The 18235-nt window shown below is 75.3% G+C and carries 7 protein-coding genes; 3 read left to right on the top strand and 4 right to left on the bottom strand.

The features are described 5' to 3' along the window. The first annotated feature begins 206 nt into the window (after positions 1-206). From ACIO3O_RS31300 to ACIO3O_RS31290, 3 genes are all read left to right on the top strand, one after another. On the top strand, positions 207-2807 hold the full coding sequence (locus tag ACIO3O_RS31300; protein WP_401751719.1) for a S8 family serine peptidase: 2601 nt from the start codon (positions 207-209) through the stop codon (positions 2805-2807). Beyond that, positions 2804-5716, top strand: a complete 2913-nt coding sequence (locus ACIO3O_RS31295) for an FG-GAP repeat domain-containing protein (protein ID WP_401751717.1) — start codon at positions 2804-2806, stop codon at positions 5714-5716. Before ACIO3O_RS31300 ends, ACIO3O_RS31295 begins: the two co-directional genes overlap by 4 nt. 67 nt (positions 5717-5783) lie before the next feature. Beyond that, positions 5784-7817, top strand: coding sequence for a BTAD domain-containing putative transcriptional regulator (locus ACIO3O_RS31290; protein ID WP_401751715.1), 2034 nt, complete (start codon positions 5784-5786; stop codon positions 7815-7817). Here ACIO3O_RS31290 and ACIO3O_RS31285 read toward each other — a convergent pair. The 4 genes from ACIO3O_RS31285 to ACIO3O_RS31270 form a co-directional block, all read right to left on the bottom strand. Then, the gene (locus ACIO3O_RS31285) at positions 7789-9978 is read right to left on the bottom strand and encodes a molybdopterin-dependent oxidoreductase (protein WP_401751713.1); all 2190 of its coding nucleotides are present in this window, start codon (positions 9976-9978) and stop codon (positions 7789-7791) included. The two genes, ACIO3O_RS31290 and ACIO3O_RS31285, sit on opposite strands and share 29 nt — an antisense overlap. A gap of 307 nt (positions 9979-10285) precedes the next feature. Then, a complete protein-coding gene (locus tag ACIO3O_RS31280) occupies positions 10286-16516 on the bottom strand; it encodes a peptidase C14 caspase catalytic subunit p20 (RefSeq protein WP_401751711.1) in 6231 nt (2076 codons plus the stop codon). Further along, entirely contained in the window at positions 16497-17369 is an 873-nt protein-coding gene (locus tag ACIO3O_RS31275; protein WP_401751709.1) for an alpha/beta fold hydrolase, read from the bottom strand. The genes ACIO3O_RS31280 and ACIO3O_RS31275 overlap by 20 nt, the downstream gene beginning before the upstream one ends. 163 nt (positions 17370-17532) lie before the next feature. Beyond that, positions 17533-18177 (bottom strand): TetR family transcriptional regulator, encoded by a 645-nt coding sequence (locus tag ACIO3O_RS31270; protein ID WP_401751837.1) that lies wholly within the window; start codon positions 18175-18177, stop codon positions 17533-17535. Between the last annotated feature and the right edge of the window lie 58 nt (positions 18178-18235).

The raw sequence follows: 18235 nt of genomic DNA, 5'->3' as shown, positions 1-18235 counted from the left end.
GGGTCCGGTCCGTCGGTCCTGCTCGTGCACGCCCCAAACTAGCGGCGTTAGTTTTGTGGCGCCAGGGGCGGTTCCGGGACACACGCCCCGACGCGCACGCCGCTCGGCCGCCTCTGTAATTCCCCAGTAACGCCCGCCTCCTACGGTCACGGCCAGCCCGACCGCCCCACCGGCATCCCCGGCACCCCCCTGGAGGCACGAACCCCATGACCCTGTCCCGCTCGCCCCGGCGCAGACGCGCCGTGTGGGCCACGGCGACGGCCGCCGCCACCGCGCTGACCGTCCTGACCGGCATGTCGCCCGCCGCCGCGCAGCCGGAGCCCGGTCCGTCCGCGGCCGCCCGGGCGAAGGTCGACTCCGCCGTCCTCGACGCCGTCGGGGCGGGGAAGGAGTCGACCTTCTTCGTCGTACTGAAGCAGCGGGCGGACCTTGCGGCCGCTCCCGCGCCGCGCACCCACGAGGCGCGTGCCCAGCGGGCGTTCACCACTCTGCGCAAGCAGGCCACGACGGCGCAGGCGTCGCTGCGGGCGCACCTGGACCGGGCGAAGGTCGGCTACGAGGCGTACTGGATAGCCAACGCGCTGAAGGTGAGCGGTGACGCCGCCCTGGTGGAGGAGCTGTCGCAGCGCGACGACGTGGCGGCGGTGCGCGCCGAGCGCCACTACGCGGTGGACGAGCCGGTGGAACCCGCCTCGGCCGAGGCCGAGGGCCCCGAGTGGGGCGTCAAGGACATCAAGGCGGACCAGGTGTGGTCGGCGTACGACGACCGGGGCGAGGGCATCGTCGTCGCGAACGTCGACTCCGGTGTGCAGTTCGACCACCCGGCGCTGAAGGCCAACTACCGCGGCAGCCTCGGTGACGGCAGCGTCAGCCACGACTACAACTGGTACGACCCCACCGGCCAGTGCACCGGCGGCGCCCCGTGCGACAACAACGGGCACGGCACGCACACCATGGGCACCATGGCCGGTGCGGGCGGCATCGGTGTCGCCCCCGGCGCGAAGTGGATCGCCGTCAAGGGGTGCGAGGCACGGCAGTGCTCGGACTCCTCGCTGCTGAAGGCCGGGCAGTGGATTCTCGCGCCGACCGACCACAACGGGCAGAACCCGCGCCCGGACCTGGCCCCGGACATCGTGAACAACTCCTGGGGCGGCGGCCACACCACCTTCTACCAGGACATCGTCGAGGCCTGGAACGCCGCCGGGATCTTCGAGGCGTTCTCGGCGGGCAACAGGGGTGACGGGAAGACCTGTTCCACCGCCGAGGCCCCGGGCACGCAGGCGCCCGCGTACGGCGTCGGCGCGTACGACGCGAGTGGGAGGATCGCCGGCTTCTCCGGCTTCGGCCCGTCCCGGGTCGACGGTTCGATGAAGCCGAACATCGCCGCTCCCGGCGTCGACGTCCGCTCCGCCGCCCCCGGCAGCCAGTACCAACTGATGTCCGGTACGTCGATGGCCTCCCCGCACGTCGCGGGCGCGGTCGCCCTGCTGTGGGCTTCCTCCCCGTCGCTGATCGGCAACATCGAGGCGACCCGGGCGCTCCTGAACAACAGTGCGCGGGACGTCGACGACACCCACTGCGGCGGCACCGCCGACGCCAACAACGTCTGGGGCGAGGGCAAGCTGGACGTCCTGGCCACCGTCGCGGCGGCTCCCCGTGACGCCGCGACGGTGACGGGAACGGTCACCGACAGGGCGACCGCGAAGCCGCTGTCGGGCGTCACCGTGCGCGCACAGGCGGGCGAGGCGCGGCGCACGGTGACCACCGGCGCCGACGGCACGTACCGGCTGACGCTCACCCCGGGCACGTACACCCTCTCCACCGGCGTCTACGGCTACCGCACGGTCACCGGCACCGGTGTCACCGTCACCTCGGGACAACAGGTGCAGCGGGACACCGCGTTGGAGCCGGTCCCGGTGCACGCCGTGACGGGCACCGTGCTGGACGTCGCCGGGAAGCCGCTGCCGGGCGCCACGGTGGCGTTCCGGGACGCACCGGTGACGGCGGTCGTCACCGACGCCCGGGGGGCGTTCCGGTTCGCGTCCGTGGCGGAGGGTTCCTTCACCCTTGCGGCGACGCCGCCGGCGCCGGTGCGGTGCAACGGTTCGTACGCGACGACGGTCGTGGTCGACGGGCAGGAGAGCGTACGGGCCCAACTGCCGCCGCGCACGGACGCGTCGGGCAACACGTGCACCCCGGTGGTGTACGACTGGCTGGCGGGAACCACCAAGGTCGCCCTGACCGGTGACGAGAACGCCCGGACGGTGCAGCTGCCGTTCCCGGTGTCGCTGTACGGCGTGCAGTACACCGCCGCGCACGTCACCAGCAACGGGCTGATCAACTTCCTGGAGCCGCGGCTGGGCGACTACGCCAACACCGCGCTCCCGTCCCCCGGCAAGCCCAACGGTGTCGTCGCCGCCTTCTGGGACGACCTCGTGCTCGACAAGCAGTCGGCCGTACGGACCGGGCTCAGCGGCCCCGAGGGCAAGCGGCGGTTCGCGGTCGTCTGGGAGAACGCGGCCCTGTCCGCGGCCCCCTCGACCCGGCTGACCTTCGAGGCCGTCTTCGAGGAGGCGACCGGAGCGGTGGTCCTCCAGTACCGGTCGCTGGGCACGTCGGCCGCCGGGAAGGGCGCGAAGGCGACCGTCGGCATCGAGAACCAGGCGGGCACCGACGCCCTCGCGTACTCCTTCGACGAGTCCGTGCTGAGCGAGCGGTCCGCGATCCGCATCTCCCCCCGGACCGTCGCCTCGCCCCGGTCCGCCGCATCCCCCCGGCCCACCACCTCCCCCGAGGGCGTCCGATGAGAAACCGCACCGTGCACACCGTCCGCCTGGCCAGTGCCCTGGTGGCCGCCGGGCTCACCCTGACCGCCCTGGCTCCGGTCTCCTACGCCGATGACCCGGCCGGAGCCAGGGTGCTGACCGACGCGCAGGCCGACGCGCTGGAGAAACGCCTCGGCGACAACGGCGCCCTGAGCGTCGTACCCCAGCAGCACCAGCAACAACAACAGCGGCAGCAGCAGCCGAAGGCCGCCCCGGAGAACGCAGCACCCGGCAAGCTCGCCCTCGCCGACAAGTCCGCCCTGGAGACCTACCTGGGCCAGGCCGACACCACCCAGCTCGGCGGCACCCGCAGCGACTACCTCGCGGTGCACAGCCTGGGCACCGTCACCCGGCTGACCGAGGACGGGAAGACCGTGTGGAAGCGGGACAACGCCTCGCTGTACGCGGACTGGCAGGTCAAGCCGGTGCGCCCGTACCAGAAGGAGGCGTACCCGGCGCGGATCACCACCGGTTTCCACGTCGTCGCGCCGACGAGCTACACCGCCGACCGGGGATACGCGACGGGCGACCTGACCGGTGACGGCGTCGCGGACGTCGTCTTCACCGCCGACGTGGGCACCGCCCCCTACCGGCCGTTCACCTCGCCGGGCTCGACGCTGACCACCGGCACCTTCGTCACCGTCCTGGACGGGAAGACCGGGCACACCCTGTGGAGCAGGCTGTTCGCCGACGCCCAGCAGGTCACGCTGATCGGCAGGACGCTGCTGGTCGGCGACCAGCCCGCGACGAACATGAACTCCGAGAAGGCGGCCAGGGCCACGCTCCAGGCGTTCCGCTTCGCGTATGCCGACGGCCGGCTGACCGCGTCCGCCCCCTGGACGTACGACACGGGGCAGCGCGACGGCCGGTGGGGGGCGACGCAGGACCTGGGCGGCGGGCTGGTCGCGGTGTCCTGGTACACCCGCAAGACGAACACCGCACCGGCCGCCAACCGCACCCTGGTGCTGGACACGGCGGACGGCGCCGTGCGGTGGCAGGCCGACGGGACGCTGTACGCACGGGAGTTGGCGTACGACGCCACGCGCAAGCGGGTGGTGGCGCTGGAGCAGGCCGACCCGCGCGACGGGGTGCGCTACGAACTCGCGGCGTACGACAGGACGAGCGGCGCCCGCGTCCTGCTCGACAGCCGGATCAACGCGCTGGGGCTGGGACTGCGGATCGGCGACCTGCGCGGCAGCTCCCGTCCCGAGTACGCCGTCAGCGAGGACTCCCTCGACGCGTACCTGTACGTGAACTCCTCCACCGTGCGCGCCCTCGACGGCGACAGGACCACGGAAAGTGACGGCGGGAACGAACTCTGGTCACGGACCGTTAAGCGTTCCGAGGGCAACCTGAAGGACGGGGAGTCCGCGCTCGGCCTGAAGATCGCCGACGGCCGGGTGCTCGCCTCGTACATCTCGATGGACCGGAAGGAGGAGGCGGTCAACCCGTCGGGGCAGCGCTTCGCGGTGCTCAGTGCGCTCAACGGTCGTAACGGGGAGGCCGATTGGGAGAAGACGGGTGTCACGGCGTCACCGATGTACGCCCAGCCGTACCGTGCGGGAGGCCGGGGCGGCTTCGGCGGTGAGTGGCGCGTCCGTACGGTCGACAGTGCGCAGAACGTCCGCAGCTACCGGCTCGGCAGCGGGCGGCAGACGGAACTGACGCCGCTGATGGGCGCGTTGACGTCCGCCGTGGCCGTGGACGTCGACGGCGACCACAAGCAGGACGTGGTGGCCGGTGGCCAGTCCAACGGGCTGTGGGCCTTCGACGGGCCGTCGCTGGCGGCGGGCCGGCCGACGGTGCGGTGGCGGGCGACGCTGCCCGGGGCGGTGCACGGGGAGATCCGGCGCGCCGACACGGACGGCGACGGACGCAAGGACGAGCTGGTCGTGGCGGCCGACACCGCGACCGTGATCCTCGACGCCCGGAGTGGCCGGACGCTGCGGACCATCGACGGGCGGGGCCGGTTCGTGCGCTCGGTGGAGGTCGCCGACCTCGACCGGGACGGCGACGACGAGGTGCTGGTGCCGACCGACGCCGTGCGCGCCTACGACGGGCGCGGGCGGCAGGTCTGGACGTACGACGCCCACGACAAGGGCACGGGCCTCATCTTCTCGGACGTCTCGGTCAGCGAGGGCAAGGTGTTCGGCTCGTACGCCACGAAGGGGGCGCTGGAGCAGAAGCAGCCCGTCGTCGGCGGGATGGCGCTCGACGCCCGGACCGGCCGCCTGGCATGGACGGCCGCGCCGACCTGGACGGGCGACCCGGACACCCGCATCCGCGCGGCGCAGCTCGACCACGGCGTCTACGCGTCGACGCAGATCCCCTACGCCGACGGCCACGCCGTGGTGCACACCTACCTGGTGCAGGAAGGCACGTACCTCACCACGCTGATCGAGTTCCGCGACACCCGCACCGGAAAGGTGGTGCACACCTCCAAGGGCGGCGGCGCCTGGACGGTCGGCAACTGGTTCACCGGCCCGGAGGGTCTGGTGCTGGCGAGCACCGTCACCTTCCAGACCTTCGCGGGCGGCGACAAGGAGTACCGCATCCTCACCCTGCCGGTCCTCACCACGGGCGGCTTCGCCACCGGGCCCGGCGGGCAGCGGCTGCTGGTCGGCGGCGTCCAGGGCGGCGTCCAGGTCTGGGACCCGGCGGTGCTGACCGCCGGACGCCAGTACCCCGACTCCCTGACGTCCGGGACGAAGTACGCCACCGAGCACACCCTGATCGCCGATCTGACGGGCGACGGGGTGGACGAACTGGTCGGGCTCGAACTGGACGAGACGGGCTACGACCGCACGGTCGAGCTGGCGGGGGGCCGCTACCTCCAGCAGAAGGACAACACGCGCGGCCTGGCGGTCTTCTCCCTGGGGGCCGCCCAGTAGAGGGGCCCAGGAGGAGTACCGGGCGGCCACTGTGGCCCTCCTCGCCGAGGACTACAGTGGCTGCCCCATGGGCACAGCACACACGGACGCGGGCACGAGTGCTCCCCCGCCACTGCTGCGGCTGCACCTTTTCGACGGTTTCCGCGCGGTACGGGACGGCGGCCCGCCCCTCCCCGAGCGCTGGCCGCGCCCCGGCGCCCGCACCCTGGTCAAGCTCCTCGCCCTCTCCCCCGGGCACAGCCTGCACCGCGAGCAGGCCATGGCGATCTGCTGGCCCGACGCCGACCAGCACTCCGCGACGGGCAGCCTGCGGGTCGCCCTGCACGCCGCCCGGCGGGCGCTGGAGCCGGAGTTGGCCCCGCGTGCCGCGTCGTCCTACCTGGTGGGCGACGGCGCGCTGCTGCGGCTCGATCCCCGGGCGGTGTGGATCGACGCGGACCACGCGGAGGCGGTGGCGGAGGGTGCGCTCGCCGGGGGCGGGGCGAGTGAACTGGCCGCCGCGCTGGAGGCGTTCGCCGGGGAGCTGCTGCCGGAGGACCGGTACGCGCCGTGGTCCTTCGCCCGCCGCGAACGGCTCGCCGCGCTGCACGAGTGGGTCCGGCTGGCGCTCGCCGAGGGCCGGTTGGCGGAGGGCGACGCGGAGGCGGCCCTGGCCGCCGTGGGTCCGGTGCTGGCCGCGTCGCCCGCCGAGGAGCGGGCCCACCAGGTGGTGATCGCCGCGTACTCCCGGCTGGGGCTGCACCGCAAGGCGGTCCGCCAGTACCACCTGTGCCGGGAGGCCCTGGACGCGGAGCTGGGCGTACGGCCGGGGGCACGGACGGAGGAACTGCACCGGGCGGCGCTGGGCGAGGGGACCGGACCCGGCACAACGGCCACTCCCGGCGGCCCCACCGCCCCCACCGCCCCCGTGGGCCTCTACGCCAACGACACCGCCGACCGCTACTACCGCGACCTCGTGGCCCGCCTCGACCTCGACGCCGCCCGCGCCCGGCTCGCGCACAGCCATGTGCTGCGGCGCATGGGGCACTTCGCGCAGGCCGCCGACGTCCTGCGCGAGGCGCTCGCCGAGTTCGGGCAGCGCGGGATGCGCGACGACGAGGTGCTGGCGGCCGCCCAGCTCGCCGAGGCGCTGGTCAAGACGCGGTCGCCGCAGGCCGCCCTCGACGTCCTCGCCGCCTACCCGCCGTCCGACACCACCGCCAGTGAGCCCGCCGCCGCGCACCATCTGGCCCGGTCGGTGATCTTCTTCGTGCTCGGGCGGTACGAGGAGGCGTGCGCGGCGGCGGACCACGCCCACCGGGTCGCGGGGGCGGTGGCGGGTGTTCCCGGGCTCGGCCTGGTGGCGCGGGCGCTGGCGATGCGGGCGAGTTCGCTGGGGCTGGCGGGGCGGTTCGCCGAGGCGAAGGAGGCGGCGGACCGGGCGCTGGCCCCGGCGGAGGCGTACGGCGATCCGACGGTGCTGGCCGGAGTGGTCTCCGTACGGCGGGAGAACGCGCGGCGCGGCGGGCGGCTGCGGGAGGCCGCGGCGGCCGGGCGGCGCGCGCTGGTCCTCGCCGAGCAGTGCGGGGACCCGACGGCGGCCGCCTTCGAGCGGGCCAACCTGGCGGAGATCTGCCTGCTGTTGGGCGAGGCCGACGAGGCGCAGGCCCTGGCGGCGGCGGCCGTGCGGGGCGCGGAGACGGACGGGGAGTGGTCGCTGCCGTACGCGCTGGTGGCGTTGGCGCGGGTACGGACGGGGGCCGGGGACGCCGATGCGGCGGGTGCGCTTCTCGTACGGGCCGAGGGTGCGGCGGGGGATGGGGGCGACCGCCAGGCCCGGCACGAGGTGCGCCTGGCCCGGGCGGAACTCGCCCTGTCGGTACGGGACTTCGAGGGCGCTCTCCTCGTCCTCGCGGAGGAGGGCGCTCCGGGGTCGGGCGTCCTGGCCGCCCGGGCCCACCTGGGCGCGGGGCGGCCCGTTGTGGCCGCACGGCTGGCGGAGGCGGAGATGTCCCGTGCGGGGCGCAGCGGTGAGGCCTGGACGGAGGCGGAGGCGCGGGCCGTCCTGCGGGCGGCGGCAGCCCTGCCCGCGCCTACGGAGTGCTCCTCCCGGCCGGGGTGACGGTCACCTCGAAGCCGTTCAGGACGGCCGTGCCCGAGAGGGGGTCGAGCCGGGAGCCGTCCAGGAGTTGGTTGACGTTCGCGCCCGGGCGGGCGGAGGCCACCGTCAGGCGGGTGCCGGGCCGGTCGTGGCCCCAGCCGTGGGGCAGGCTCACCACACCGGCCCGCACCGACGGCGTGACCTCCGCGTGTGCCGGGATCTCGCCGCCCGCGCCCCGGACCCGTACGAGAGAGCCGTCCGTGACCGCCAGGCGTTCGGCGTCCAGCGGATGGATGTGGAGGGTGCAGCGGTTGGAGCCGCCGTTCAGGGCGGGGAGGTTGTGCATCCAGCTGTTGTTGGAGCGCAGGTGCCTGCGGCCCACCAGGAGGAGCGTGCCGTCCGGCCTGCGGGCGTCCAGGGATGCCCGCAGGCGGGGCAGGTCGGCGGCGATCGGGTCCGGGAGGAGTTCGACGCGGCCCGTGCGGGTGCGCAGGACCTGGTCGAGGCGGGGTTCCAGGGGGCCCAGGTCGATGCCGTGCGGGGCGGCGCGCAGGGCGGCCAGGGTGAGGCCCTGGTAGGGGCCCAGGCGCAGCATGAGGTCGAGGATGCGTTCGGGGCCGGTGTCGCCGGTGAGGTCCGCGGCGGCCTCCCGGGGGGCGCCCGCCTTGTGCAGGACGCGGTCGACGATCAGGTCGTCGACGGCCGACGGTTCGGCCCCGTGCAGGCCGCTGACGGCGAGGACCAGCCGGGCGTGGATCTCGCACTCGTCGAGGGCGCCCGCGTCGAGCGGGACGGGGGCGGGCGTGTAGCGGACCTGGTTGCGCACGGCGAAGCCGTTGAACGCGAAGTCGAAGTGGGCGCTGCGGGAGGGCGGCGGGGGCGGCAGGATCACGTCCGCGTGCCGGGAGGTCTCGTTGAGGTAGGGGTCGACGCAGATCATCAGGTCCAGGTCGTCCGCGAGGGCGTTGTCGAGGCGGTCGCCGTCGGGGGCGGACAGCACCGGGTTGGCGGCGATGGTGATCAGGGCGCGGACACGGCCCTCGCCGGGCGTCGCGATCTCCTCGGCGAGTGCGGCGAGCGGGAGTTCGCCCTTGGCCTCCGGGTGGCCGCCGACGCGGCTGCGCCACCGGCCGAGGGCGAAGCCCTTGCGGGAGGGGGTTCCTGCGACGGAGGTCGCGGAGAGAGGGAAGAGCGCGCCGCCGGGGCGGTCCAGGTTCCCGGTCAGCGTGTTGAGTACGTCGACGAGCCAGTTGGCCAGCGTGCCGAAGGCGACGGTGGAGCCGCCGACGCGGACGTAGACGGCGGCCGTGGGTGCCGCGGCGAGCTCGCGGGCGACCTCGCGGATCACCTCCGCCGGTACGTCGCACACCTCGGCGACGGCCTCCGGCGTGAACTCCCGTACCGCTTCCTCCACTTCGGCGAGACCGTCGAGGCGGTCGGCCAGGTGCGGGCCCGGTGCGGCGAGTTTCTCCGCGAACAGTACGTGGGCGAGCGCGGCCAGCAGGGCGGCGTCCGCGCCCGGCCGGATCGCGACGTGCCGGTCGGCCAGCTTGGCCGTGCGGGTGCGGCGCGGGTCGATGACGGTGAGGGTGCCGCCGCGCGCCTTGAGGGCCTTGAGCCTGCCGGGGAAGTCGGGGGCGGTGCACAGACTCCCGTTGGAGTCCAGGGGGTTGGCGCCGATGAGGAGGAGGTGGTCGGTGCGGTCCAGGTCGGGGACGGGGATGGCGAAGGGGTCGCCGAAGAGGAGGCCGCTGGAGACGTGCTTGGGCATCTGGTCGACGGTGGACGCGGTGAACAGGCTGCGGGTGCCGAGCGCGCCGAGCAGCACCGGCGGGTAGAGGGCGCCGGCCATGGTGTGCACGTTGGGGTTGCCGAGGACGACGCCGACGGCGTGGGGTCCGTACTCCTCGATCAGGGGGCGGATGCGGGCGGCGATCAGGTCGAAGGCCTCGCTCCAACTGGCCTCCCTGAGCTGTCCGTTCGTACGGATCAGGGGGGTGGTCAGCCGGTCGGGGTCGCCGTCGAGTTCGCCGAAGGCGGCGCCCTTGGGGCAGAGGAAGCCCCGGCTGAACACGTCGTCGGCGTCGCCGCGGGCGCCGGTGACACGGGGGCCGTCCAGGGTGAGGGTCAGTCCGCACGTGGCTTCGCAGAGCGGGCAGATGCGCAGGGCGGTGCGGGACACGGGGTCCTCCGAAGGCACGACGACGTGCGGGCACCGTGAGCATACCGACCGGTAGGGACGGGGGGAATGGACTGCGGGGGCCGATCCGGGGGACGAACCTGGGGCCGATCCGGGGGCCGAACCTGGGGCCGATCTGCGGGACGGAACGGGTGCCGAACCGTGGGACGGACCCGGGGGGGCCGAACCGTCGGACGGACCGAGGGGGGCCGAACCGTCGGACGGACCGAGGGGGGCGGACCGTGGGACGGACCGAGGGGGGGCGGACCGTGGGACGGACCGGGGGGACGCCGCTCTCCCGCTCGTGTCCTCAGTCCTGCGGCTCGAACGGGTCGAAGACCACCGCCCCGTTGCTCGTGCCGACGACCAGGGCGCCGTCCGGGCCCGCTGCGAGGCTGGTGATCATCGCGGGCAGGTGAAGCCAGACGACGGCCGCGCCGCTGTCCGTGTCGATCACCCGCACCGACCTGGTGGTTGCCACCGCGTACTGGGCTCCGCCCCGGAGCACCACCGCGTGCCGGGCGGAGACCCCCGCCCAGTACCGGCGGGTGTGCCGCACGACGCGGAGCCCGGAGAGCCGCGACCCCTCGGGCACTCTCCGCCGCCACCGGGCGGGCAGCGGTCGCAGCCACCAGGCCCGGCGTTGTGGACAGGGCGCCCGGCGTCCTTCGCGCGGCGGGTCGGGCCGGGCCAGCGCCTCCCGCAGGCTGCTGTCGGTGTAGAAGTCCGCGACCAGGCCGTGCACCACCAAGACTCCCGGCTCGCCGCCCAGCCGTATCGGCAGGACGTCGGCCGCGCCCGCGCCCAGGACCGTGTCGGTCGCCCACCGGCCGGTGGCCACGTCGACCACGTGCAGCCGCCGGTCCCCCTCGGGGCGGACCAGGGCGAGGTCGCCCGGCACCGGCCACGCGGCCTCCACCCACAGCGGGTTCCAGCCCCGCCCGCCGGTCTCCTGCCAGCCGTACTTCCGGTTCTCGAAACCCCGGTACGGCTGCCACGCCCGGACCGCCAGCAGTTCGCCCCGGTCCAGGTCGTGCACCGCGAACGTGATGCCGCCCGCAACCGTGCAGAGCATCCGGTCCGGCACCCCCGCCGTGCCGGGCACGGCCCGCAGCCGGGTCGCGGCATCCCCCATCTGTGGCAGCAGCGTGCGCCGACCGGGGTCGGTCGGGGCCGGGCCGGGTCGTTCCTGGCACAGGTCCCAGGACTCGACGACGCCCTGTTCGCCGCGTACGTACAGCGTGGGCCGGGGCACGTCGGCGACGGCCAGGGCGGCCACATACGGCTCCACGGGCTCCGGGCGGCGCAGCAGCCGTCCGTCGGCCAGGTCGCGCACCTCCAGGACGCCCGCGTCGGCCAGCGCCACGACCGGCCCCGCTCGCCCCGGGCCGGAGGCCACCCGTACCCAGTCCGGAGTCAGCCCCACCGCGGGTCCGGTTGTCCCGCCGGGCGTCCAGTGGCGCACCGTCCCGCCGTCGTCCCCGCACCACACGCCCGTGCCCTCGGGCAACAGCGCGCCGACCGCGTCCGTGCACCGCCGTTCCGCGCACAGCCCCGGCACGCCGCCGGGCCCCGGATGCCGTTCCGGGCCGCCGGTGCCGCCGGGCCGCCACGCCCGTACCGCGTGGTCGTCCCCCGCGGTCACCAGCCGCAGCGGGCCGCCGACTCCGGACGAGGGCCCCGGTACGTCCAGTACTTCTGGTGCTTCCGGCGCTTCCGGTACGAAACAGAGCGCGGCCACACCGCGCGTGTGGGCCCGCAGTGGCCCGGCGGCGGGCCGGAACGTCGGCAGCGACCACTGGCGCACCCGGCCGTCGTCGGTCCCGGCGGCCAGCAGGCCCGAGCCGTCGGGAGCCAGCGCCAGGGCGGTGATCCAGCCGGTGTCGAGGCCGGGCGGTCCGGTGGCGTACCAGCGGCCGTGGGTGACGTCCCAGCAGCGCAGGCGGCCGTCGAGGGTCGCGGCGACCACCGCGTCCCGGCCGCGCACCCGTCCGGCGCACACCGCGAGCACGGGCGAGCCCGCGTCGAACTCCGTTGCGCGGAGGGGGATTCCGTCCCGCAGCTCCAGCATGCGGACCGTGCTGGAGTGCAGCGCGGCCACCACCAGGGGGTGTCCGGCGGCGGTCCTGACGATCGTCGCGGTGGCGGGCAGATGGGTCTCCCAGGGGCGGGGCGGGGGCAGCGGGTGCTGCCAGCGTTCGGCGCCGTCGTCGGGGTTCCAGCAGCGCAGGACGTGGTCGCCGCCGACGCTGAGCAGGCCGCCGCCGGGGCCGCCCGCGCCGCCGAGGGCCAGCACCGGTGCTCCGTGGGCGACGAAGCCGCGCATGTCGGTGGGTTCCGGGGTGGGCCACAGCCGGATGCCGCCGTCGGAGCCGCCCAGGCAGAGCGTGCCGTCCACGCGCGCGAGAGCGGTGGTGGCGTGCGGCGGGGCGTGTCCCGCGACCCGTTCGCCGGTGAGCAGCCCGTACACCTGGAGTCCGTGGCCCACCCGCTGGACGGACACGCAGACGGTGCTGCCGAGCCGGAACACGGCGACGTCGAGCCGCCCGCCGGGGCCGACCCGCAGCGGGCGGCCCACCGGGCGGCCGCTGTCGAGGTCCACCCGGTGCAGGAAGCCGTCCTCGGTGCCGATCGCCACCAGCCACTGGCCCTCCACCCTGGTGGCCGCGAGGGAGCTCACCGGGCCCGTCCGGCACACCTCGTGGGGCGGGCCGCCGCGCAGCGGGACGACGTGCACCCTGCCGTCGCGGTGGCCGGAGAGCAGCAGGGTGCCCAGGCGGTGCGGGCGGACCACGGTGACCGCCGTGACCGCCGCCGTGGCGGGACGCCACGGGCCGGTCCCTTCCGTGCCGTCCAGCCAGTGCAGGGAGCCGTCCTCGCAGCCGACGAGGAACCCGGGCAGCCCGACGGGCGCGACGCAGCGGGTGACGGGGGACGGCAGGCGGGTCTCCCCCGCCTCCAGTGCGGCGAGCTGGTCCCGGCGCGCCGCGTGGTCGGCGAGGTCCGCGGAGTAGACGTCGCGGCGCTGGGCGCGGGTCGGCGGGGTCAGCGCCCGGGTCTGGCCCAGCAGGTATCTGCGTACCGTCGTCGGCTCCCGCCGGTGCCAGAGCGCGGCACGGGGCCGGCCGGCGACGGGGACGCTCACCGCCAGGCCCTCCACGGGCAGCAGGGTGCCGCGCTGGTCCCGTTCGCCGGGCAGCAGCGGGATGCGCCAGACGGTGGTGTGATCCTGGCCGGCGTCGGTCAGGGCGAGCAGCTTGCACGCGGTGATGCCGAGGGGGTGGTCGGGCCGTATCGCGTCCTGCGCCAGCACCGCCGCGGCCTGGGCGTGGGCGTCCCCGTCACCGCCGACCCGGGTCCAGGTGCGCTGCCAGATGTACGGCGGCAGGCCGGGCACCGCGTGGTACATCCCGGCGTCCAGGCCCCAGAACTCGGCCCTGGACTCTTCGCGGCCGCTCGCCTCCGTGGTGCGGCCCACGCAGACGAACTGGGGGTCGTGGTCCTCCCCGACGACCACCCCGAACGTCCGCATGCCTGCGTACGCCCTGTTCCCGTCGTGCGGGTTCCACACCGCCCAGCGCGCCCGCCACGGCGGCGGCTCGCCGTCCGGGGCCTCGTCGCAGGAGGCGGCGAGTTCGTGCGCGCCCCGGCACAGGGCCGCGAGCCGCAGTTCGGCCCGCAGCGTGGCGTCGGGGGAACGGGGTTGCTCCGCCAGCTCCAGCTCCATGTCCCGCACTGCCTCGCCCGCCCGGCGGCCGACCCGGGTGCGCAGCGCGGGCAGGGCGGCGATCAGCGGGCCCGGTTCGGCGGCCAGTACGTACCCGGCGTCGACGACCAGCTCGTCCAGGACTCCGGCCTCGCCCGCGTGCCGGGCCAGGTAGCGGCGTACGTACGGCAGACAGCCCGGCCAGCCCCCGGAGGCGGCCGTGACCGCCCGCAGCTCGGCGGTGATCGCCCGCTGCACGGCGCGGGTGTCGTGGCCCTCGCGGAGGTATTCGATCAGCGCCCGGTGGTAGATGCGGTACACGGACTCGCCCTCTTCGGCGCTCTCCACGACGTACGAACCCGCCGCGTCCCACAGCCAGTTCAGGTCGGCGTCCGTGTACGGCTTCCCGGCGACCGCCGCCGCGAGCCGGGGCCACACGCCCGACCAGGGCAGGCCCGCGCCCTGGGCGTAGGCGAGCGGGCGGAGGAGGTCGCGGGCGCGGGCGGCCTGGTCGCCGTGGCGCTGGGCGAGGTCGCGTTCCATGGCCTCGCCGGGCAGCCGGGGCAGGGCGGCCCGCCAGGCCGGGTCGGCCGGGTCGGGGACGGTCTTGTCGCGGGCCAGGGTGCGGGCGGTGATGCGGGCGACGAGGAAGGAGCGCCCGGCGGCCTCGGCGACGGCCGCGGCGACGGCGCCGGTCAGGCGGGGTGTGTGGCCCGCGAGTTCGGAGCCGGGTGCGGTCAGGAGCGTACGGACGTAGGCGCGGACGGCGTCGGGGTCCGCGTACGCCTCGTCGTCGAGGTCGACCAGCAGGTCGGGCGGCGGGAGCCGTTCGGCGGCGCGGCGGCGGGTGCCGACCAACAGGCGCAGGGGGAGGTCGAGTTCGGGGTCGAGGAGGGGGCGCAGCAGGTCGTCCACGACGTGCAGCGGTTCGAGGGCCTCGTCCAGCGAGTCGATCAGCACCACCAGCGGGGTGCGCCGCGCCTGGAGGGCCACCACCAGTTCCCCGACGGTACGGGCCCCGCAGCGGGCGGCGGCGGCCAGTGCGTCGAGGAGCTGGCCGGGGGTCTTGTGCCCGGCGTGCACGGCCTCGTGCAGGACGCCGGGGCGGGGCGTGCCGTCGGCGGGCAGGGCGAGCCGGGGCCGGGCGGCGCGGTGGTCGGCGACGGCGAGGGTGGCGAGGAGGCCGAGCAGCGAGGACTTGCCGGACCCGGGGTCACCGGTGACGACGCAGAGCCGCCCGGGGGTCCAGTCCGGGGCGCCTGCGTTCCCGCCCGGCGCGCCTCTGCCGGGCACGTGAGCGGCGGGGGCGCCCCCGAGGGGAGCAACCCTGTTCGGCGCGCCCTCACCGGACGTTCCCGCATGGGACGCACCCCCACCGGACGTTCCCGCACGGGATGCACCCTCGCCCGACGCTCCCGCACGGGACACACCCCCACCCGACGTCCCCGCACGGGACGCACCCCCACCGGAGGTTCCCGCACGGGATGCACCCCCGCCCGACAGCCCCTCGCCCGACGTCCCCCCGGCGGACGTGTCCCGGCCGGGTGCGCTGCCCCGGCCCGGTGTGCTCCCGTCGGGTCGGGCCCCGCCCGGTGCGGGACCTTCCGGGCCCGGTTGCGGCGCATGCAGCCAGGCTGTGACCGCGCGCAGGGCCTCGTGGCGGCCGGTGAAGTTCCAGACGTCCTCGGTGGACACGTCGGTGCCCTTGGCCCGGGGCAGGAAGTGGCCGTGGAACTCCTGGGCGCGTGCCCCGCGTTCGCGTGCGCCCAGGGCGATCCTGCGGTCGAGTTCCGCGACCTCCGCGATCTCCTCCAGGAGGTGGCCCTCGACGCCTTCGAGGTGCTTCGGGTTGGGCAGGAAGTCCGGTATCCCCGCCGAGAGTTCGACCATGCCCCACACGATCCGCTGCCAGCCGGGCAGCCCCGCGTCGGCGGCGACCGCGCCCATCACCAGCGGCAGCCGCACCGTCGAGGGGACGTGGCCCGCGGTGGCCGGGCTGCGCACCGCGCCGCAGAACGCGGTGGTGAGCGCGCCCGGCGCGGTGTACTCCTTGCGGCGGCTGGAGGCGATCACGGCGAGTCCGGAGCCGGGCCGCTGCGCGGTGTCGCGCGGTTCGCGCAGCCGGAACGCGCCCTTGAGGGCGGCGTCCGCGCCCGCCTCGGCGTGGCAGGCGTCCAGGATCACCAGGACCCGTTCGAGGCGGGTCTCCTCCCAGAGCAGGGCGACGAGGCCGGCCGTGTCGATGCCGGTGTGGCGGGGGTCGTCGGGGTCGCTGTCGGCGGCCAGCAGGTAGTGCGTGCCGTCGGGTCCTACGACGCCGTGTGCGGCGAGGTAGCAGACCAGGTAGTCGTCGGGACGCCGGTCGGGCGCGCGGGCGAAGGCGCGCAGCGTGGCGGTCAGGGTGTGACGGTCGGCGGGGTGGCGGTCGGCGGGGTGGAGACCGTCCACCGACCGGGCCACGCCCGCAAACCGAGTGCCGCCCGCAGACCGAGCCCCCTCCGCAAACCGGTGCCCGCCCACAGACCGGGCCCCATCCCGAGGCCGAGCCTCCTCCGCACCCCGAGCCCCCTCCGCAAAGCGGGCCGCACCCGCAGCCCGGCCCCCCTCCCCGGACCGGGCCCCGTCGGCCCGTACGAGGCGTCGGTAGCCGAGTCCCTCGTCGTCCGCCGTCCCCAGGAACAGCTCCTCCATCCGCCGTACGTCGTCGGCGAGTTCGGGCACGTCGAGTTCGGTGTGCCCGGCGACGTGGGTGACGGCGGCGGCGAACAGGTAGCGGCGCGGGGCGGGCGGCGGCGAGGGTCCGGCCGCGGCGGCGTCAGGAGATCTCGCAGGCATCGGCGATCGCCCGTCCCGCCGCGTCGGAGCGGAGGTAGGTCGCGGCGTCGTGCGCGTGCGGCCCGTTGTGGACCAGGTGGCTGGTGATGCCGGGCCCGTACAGCGGGCGCAGGTCCTTGACCAGGGCCACCACGTCGCCCTCGTCGGCGATGTTGGTCCAGGCCGACACGGGTCCCGGGCGGTCGCCGGGGGTGCCCCCGGGCACGCTGAGGCGGTCGCGCACGAGGTGCCGGATGCCCAGCGGCGAGCCGAGGGTGAGCAGGGCGCGGACCGGCCACCCGGGGTGCGCGGCCAGTGCCTCGTACGCGACGACGCTGCCCAGGGAGTGGCCGACGAGCAGGCGGGTGTCGTCGGTGACGCGGGCCGCGACGCGCTCCTGGACGGCGTCCCGGACGCCCGGTTCGCACAGGTAGCGGCGGACCTGCCGGAGGTCGGCGACCATGGCGCGCAGGGCGATGCCGGAGAAGAACCGGGACTTCGCGAGGGCGTTCAGCGCGGCCTGCACCGAGCGTGGGGTGCGGGCCAGGGTGCGGGCGTCCGGGGGCATCACGCCGGGGTCGACGCGGGCGGCCTCCGCCCAGTACAGGGCGAGGAGTTCGGCCTCGAAGCCGGTACCGACGTCGCCCGCGTCCCAGGGCGGCTCGTGTCCGGCGAGGAGGCGTCCGGGCGGGCGGAACAGGTCGCCGTAGAACACGCAGTCGACGTCGCCGGGCGCGAGCCGGGTCGTCCCCGCCGGGGGCGGTCCCAGGGCACGGCTGAGGCCGTCCTCCAGGGCGGGCAGCCAGCGGTCGTGCTGCTCGCGCTCCCCGCCGTACTGCTGGCCTATGCCGTGCACGCAGATGATCCGCGCCATCGCCCCGCTCCTCTTCGCACCGCGACCGGTGCACCGGTCCGGGGCGATGAAGGTACCCAACGGGGGCCCTGTCGGAACGAGTTGGCGCCGACTTCTTGCGCCGGGCGCGTCACCGGGGTCCGCCCCCGGACCCGCCCCGGCTCAGTCCAGCACCCGCCCCGGCTCAGTCCAGTACCCGCGCCAGATAGGCCCGTAGCAGTTCCCGCGCCTCCCGCACCACTCCAGGGTCGCCCAACGGGTCCGTACGGAAGGCGAGTTGGAGGACCGCGTCCGCGGCCTCCACCGCGACCAGGAAGGTGCGGCGCAGCGAGGCGTCGGGGGTGCGGCCGATCTGGGCGGCGAGGAGGTGGGTGAGGCGGTCGGCGACCCGGTGGTTGGGGTCGTCGACCGGTCCGCCGACCGGGATCTGCATGCCGAAGTCGACCAGGGTGAAGCCGGGTACGGTGCGCCGCATGGCGAGGTACTCGTCCAGGACGACGTCGATCGCGCCGCGCCAGTCCGCGTCGGCGAGGTCCGCGACACCCGCGCCGATGCGTTCCGCGTAGCGGTCGAGGTTACGCAGGGCGAGGGCGTCGGCCATGGCGCGCTTGTTGCCGAAGAAGCGGTAGACGGAACCGATGGGCACTCCGGCGCGGGCGGCGACCGCGCGGGTGCTCAGCTCCTCGTAGCCGACCTCGTCGAGGAGGGCCGCGCAGGCGTCGAGTATGCGGGTCAGCCGCTCGGCGCTGCGCTGCTGGACGGGGGCGCGACGCAGCGCGGCGGCGGCCGGGGGGACGTCGGGCTCGAATCCGTGGTTCACGGCCCCCATCATGCCGCCCACCCCGGCGCACTCCACGAAGCCCGCCCCACGAATCTCCCCTCGAAGG

Origin of the sequence: Streptomyces sp. NPDC087440 (assembly GCF_044744005.1) — a bacterium.
In the GTDB taxonomy this organism is placed as follows: Bacteria; Actinomycetota; Actinomycetes; order Streptomycetales; family Streptomycetaceae; genus Streptomyces.
This window is presented reverse-complemented; position numbering and strand designations above follow the sequence as displayed.

Excerpts from the sequence above, each read along its gene's own strand:
- ACIO3O_RS31280 (WP_401751711.1), bottom strand. The coding sequence starts at position 16,516 with ATGCCTGCGAGATCTCCTGACGCCGCCGCGGCCGGACCCTCGCCGCCG.
- ACIO3O_RS31300 (WP_401751719.1), top strand. The coding sequence starts at position 207 with ATGACCCTGTCCCGCTCGCCCCGGCGCAGACGCGCCGTGTGGGCCACG.
- ACIO3O_RS31270 (WP_401751837.1), bottom strand. The coding sequence starts at position 18,177 with ATGGGGGCCGTGAACCACGGATTCGAGCCCGACGTCCCCCCGGCCGCC.
- ACIO3O_RS31275 (WP_401751709.1), bottom strand. The coding sequence starts at position 17,369 with ATGGCGCGGATCATCTGCGTGCACGGCATAGGCCAGCAGTACGGCGGG.
- ACIO3O_RS31290 (WP_401751715.1), top strand. The coding sequence starts at position 5,784 with ATGGGCACAGCACACACGGACGCGGGCACGAGTGCTCCCCCGCCACTG.
- ACIO3O_RS31295 (WP_401751717.1), top strand. The coding sequence starts at position 2,804 with ATGAGAAACCGCACCGTGCACACCGTCCGCCTGGCCAGTGCCCTGGTG.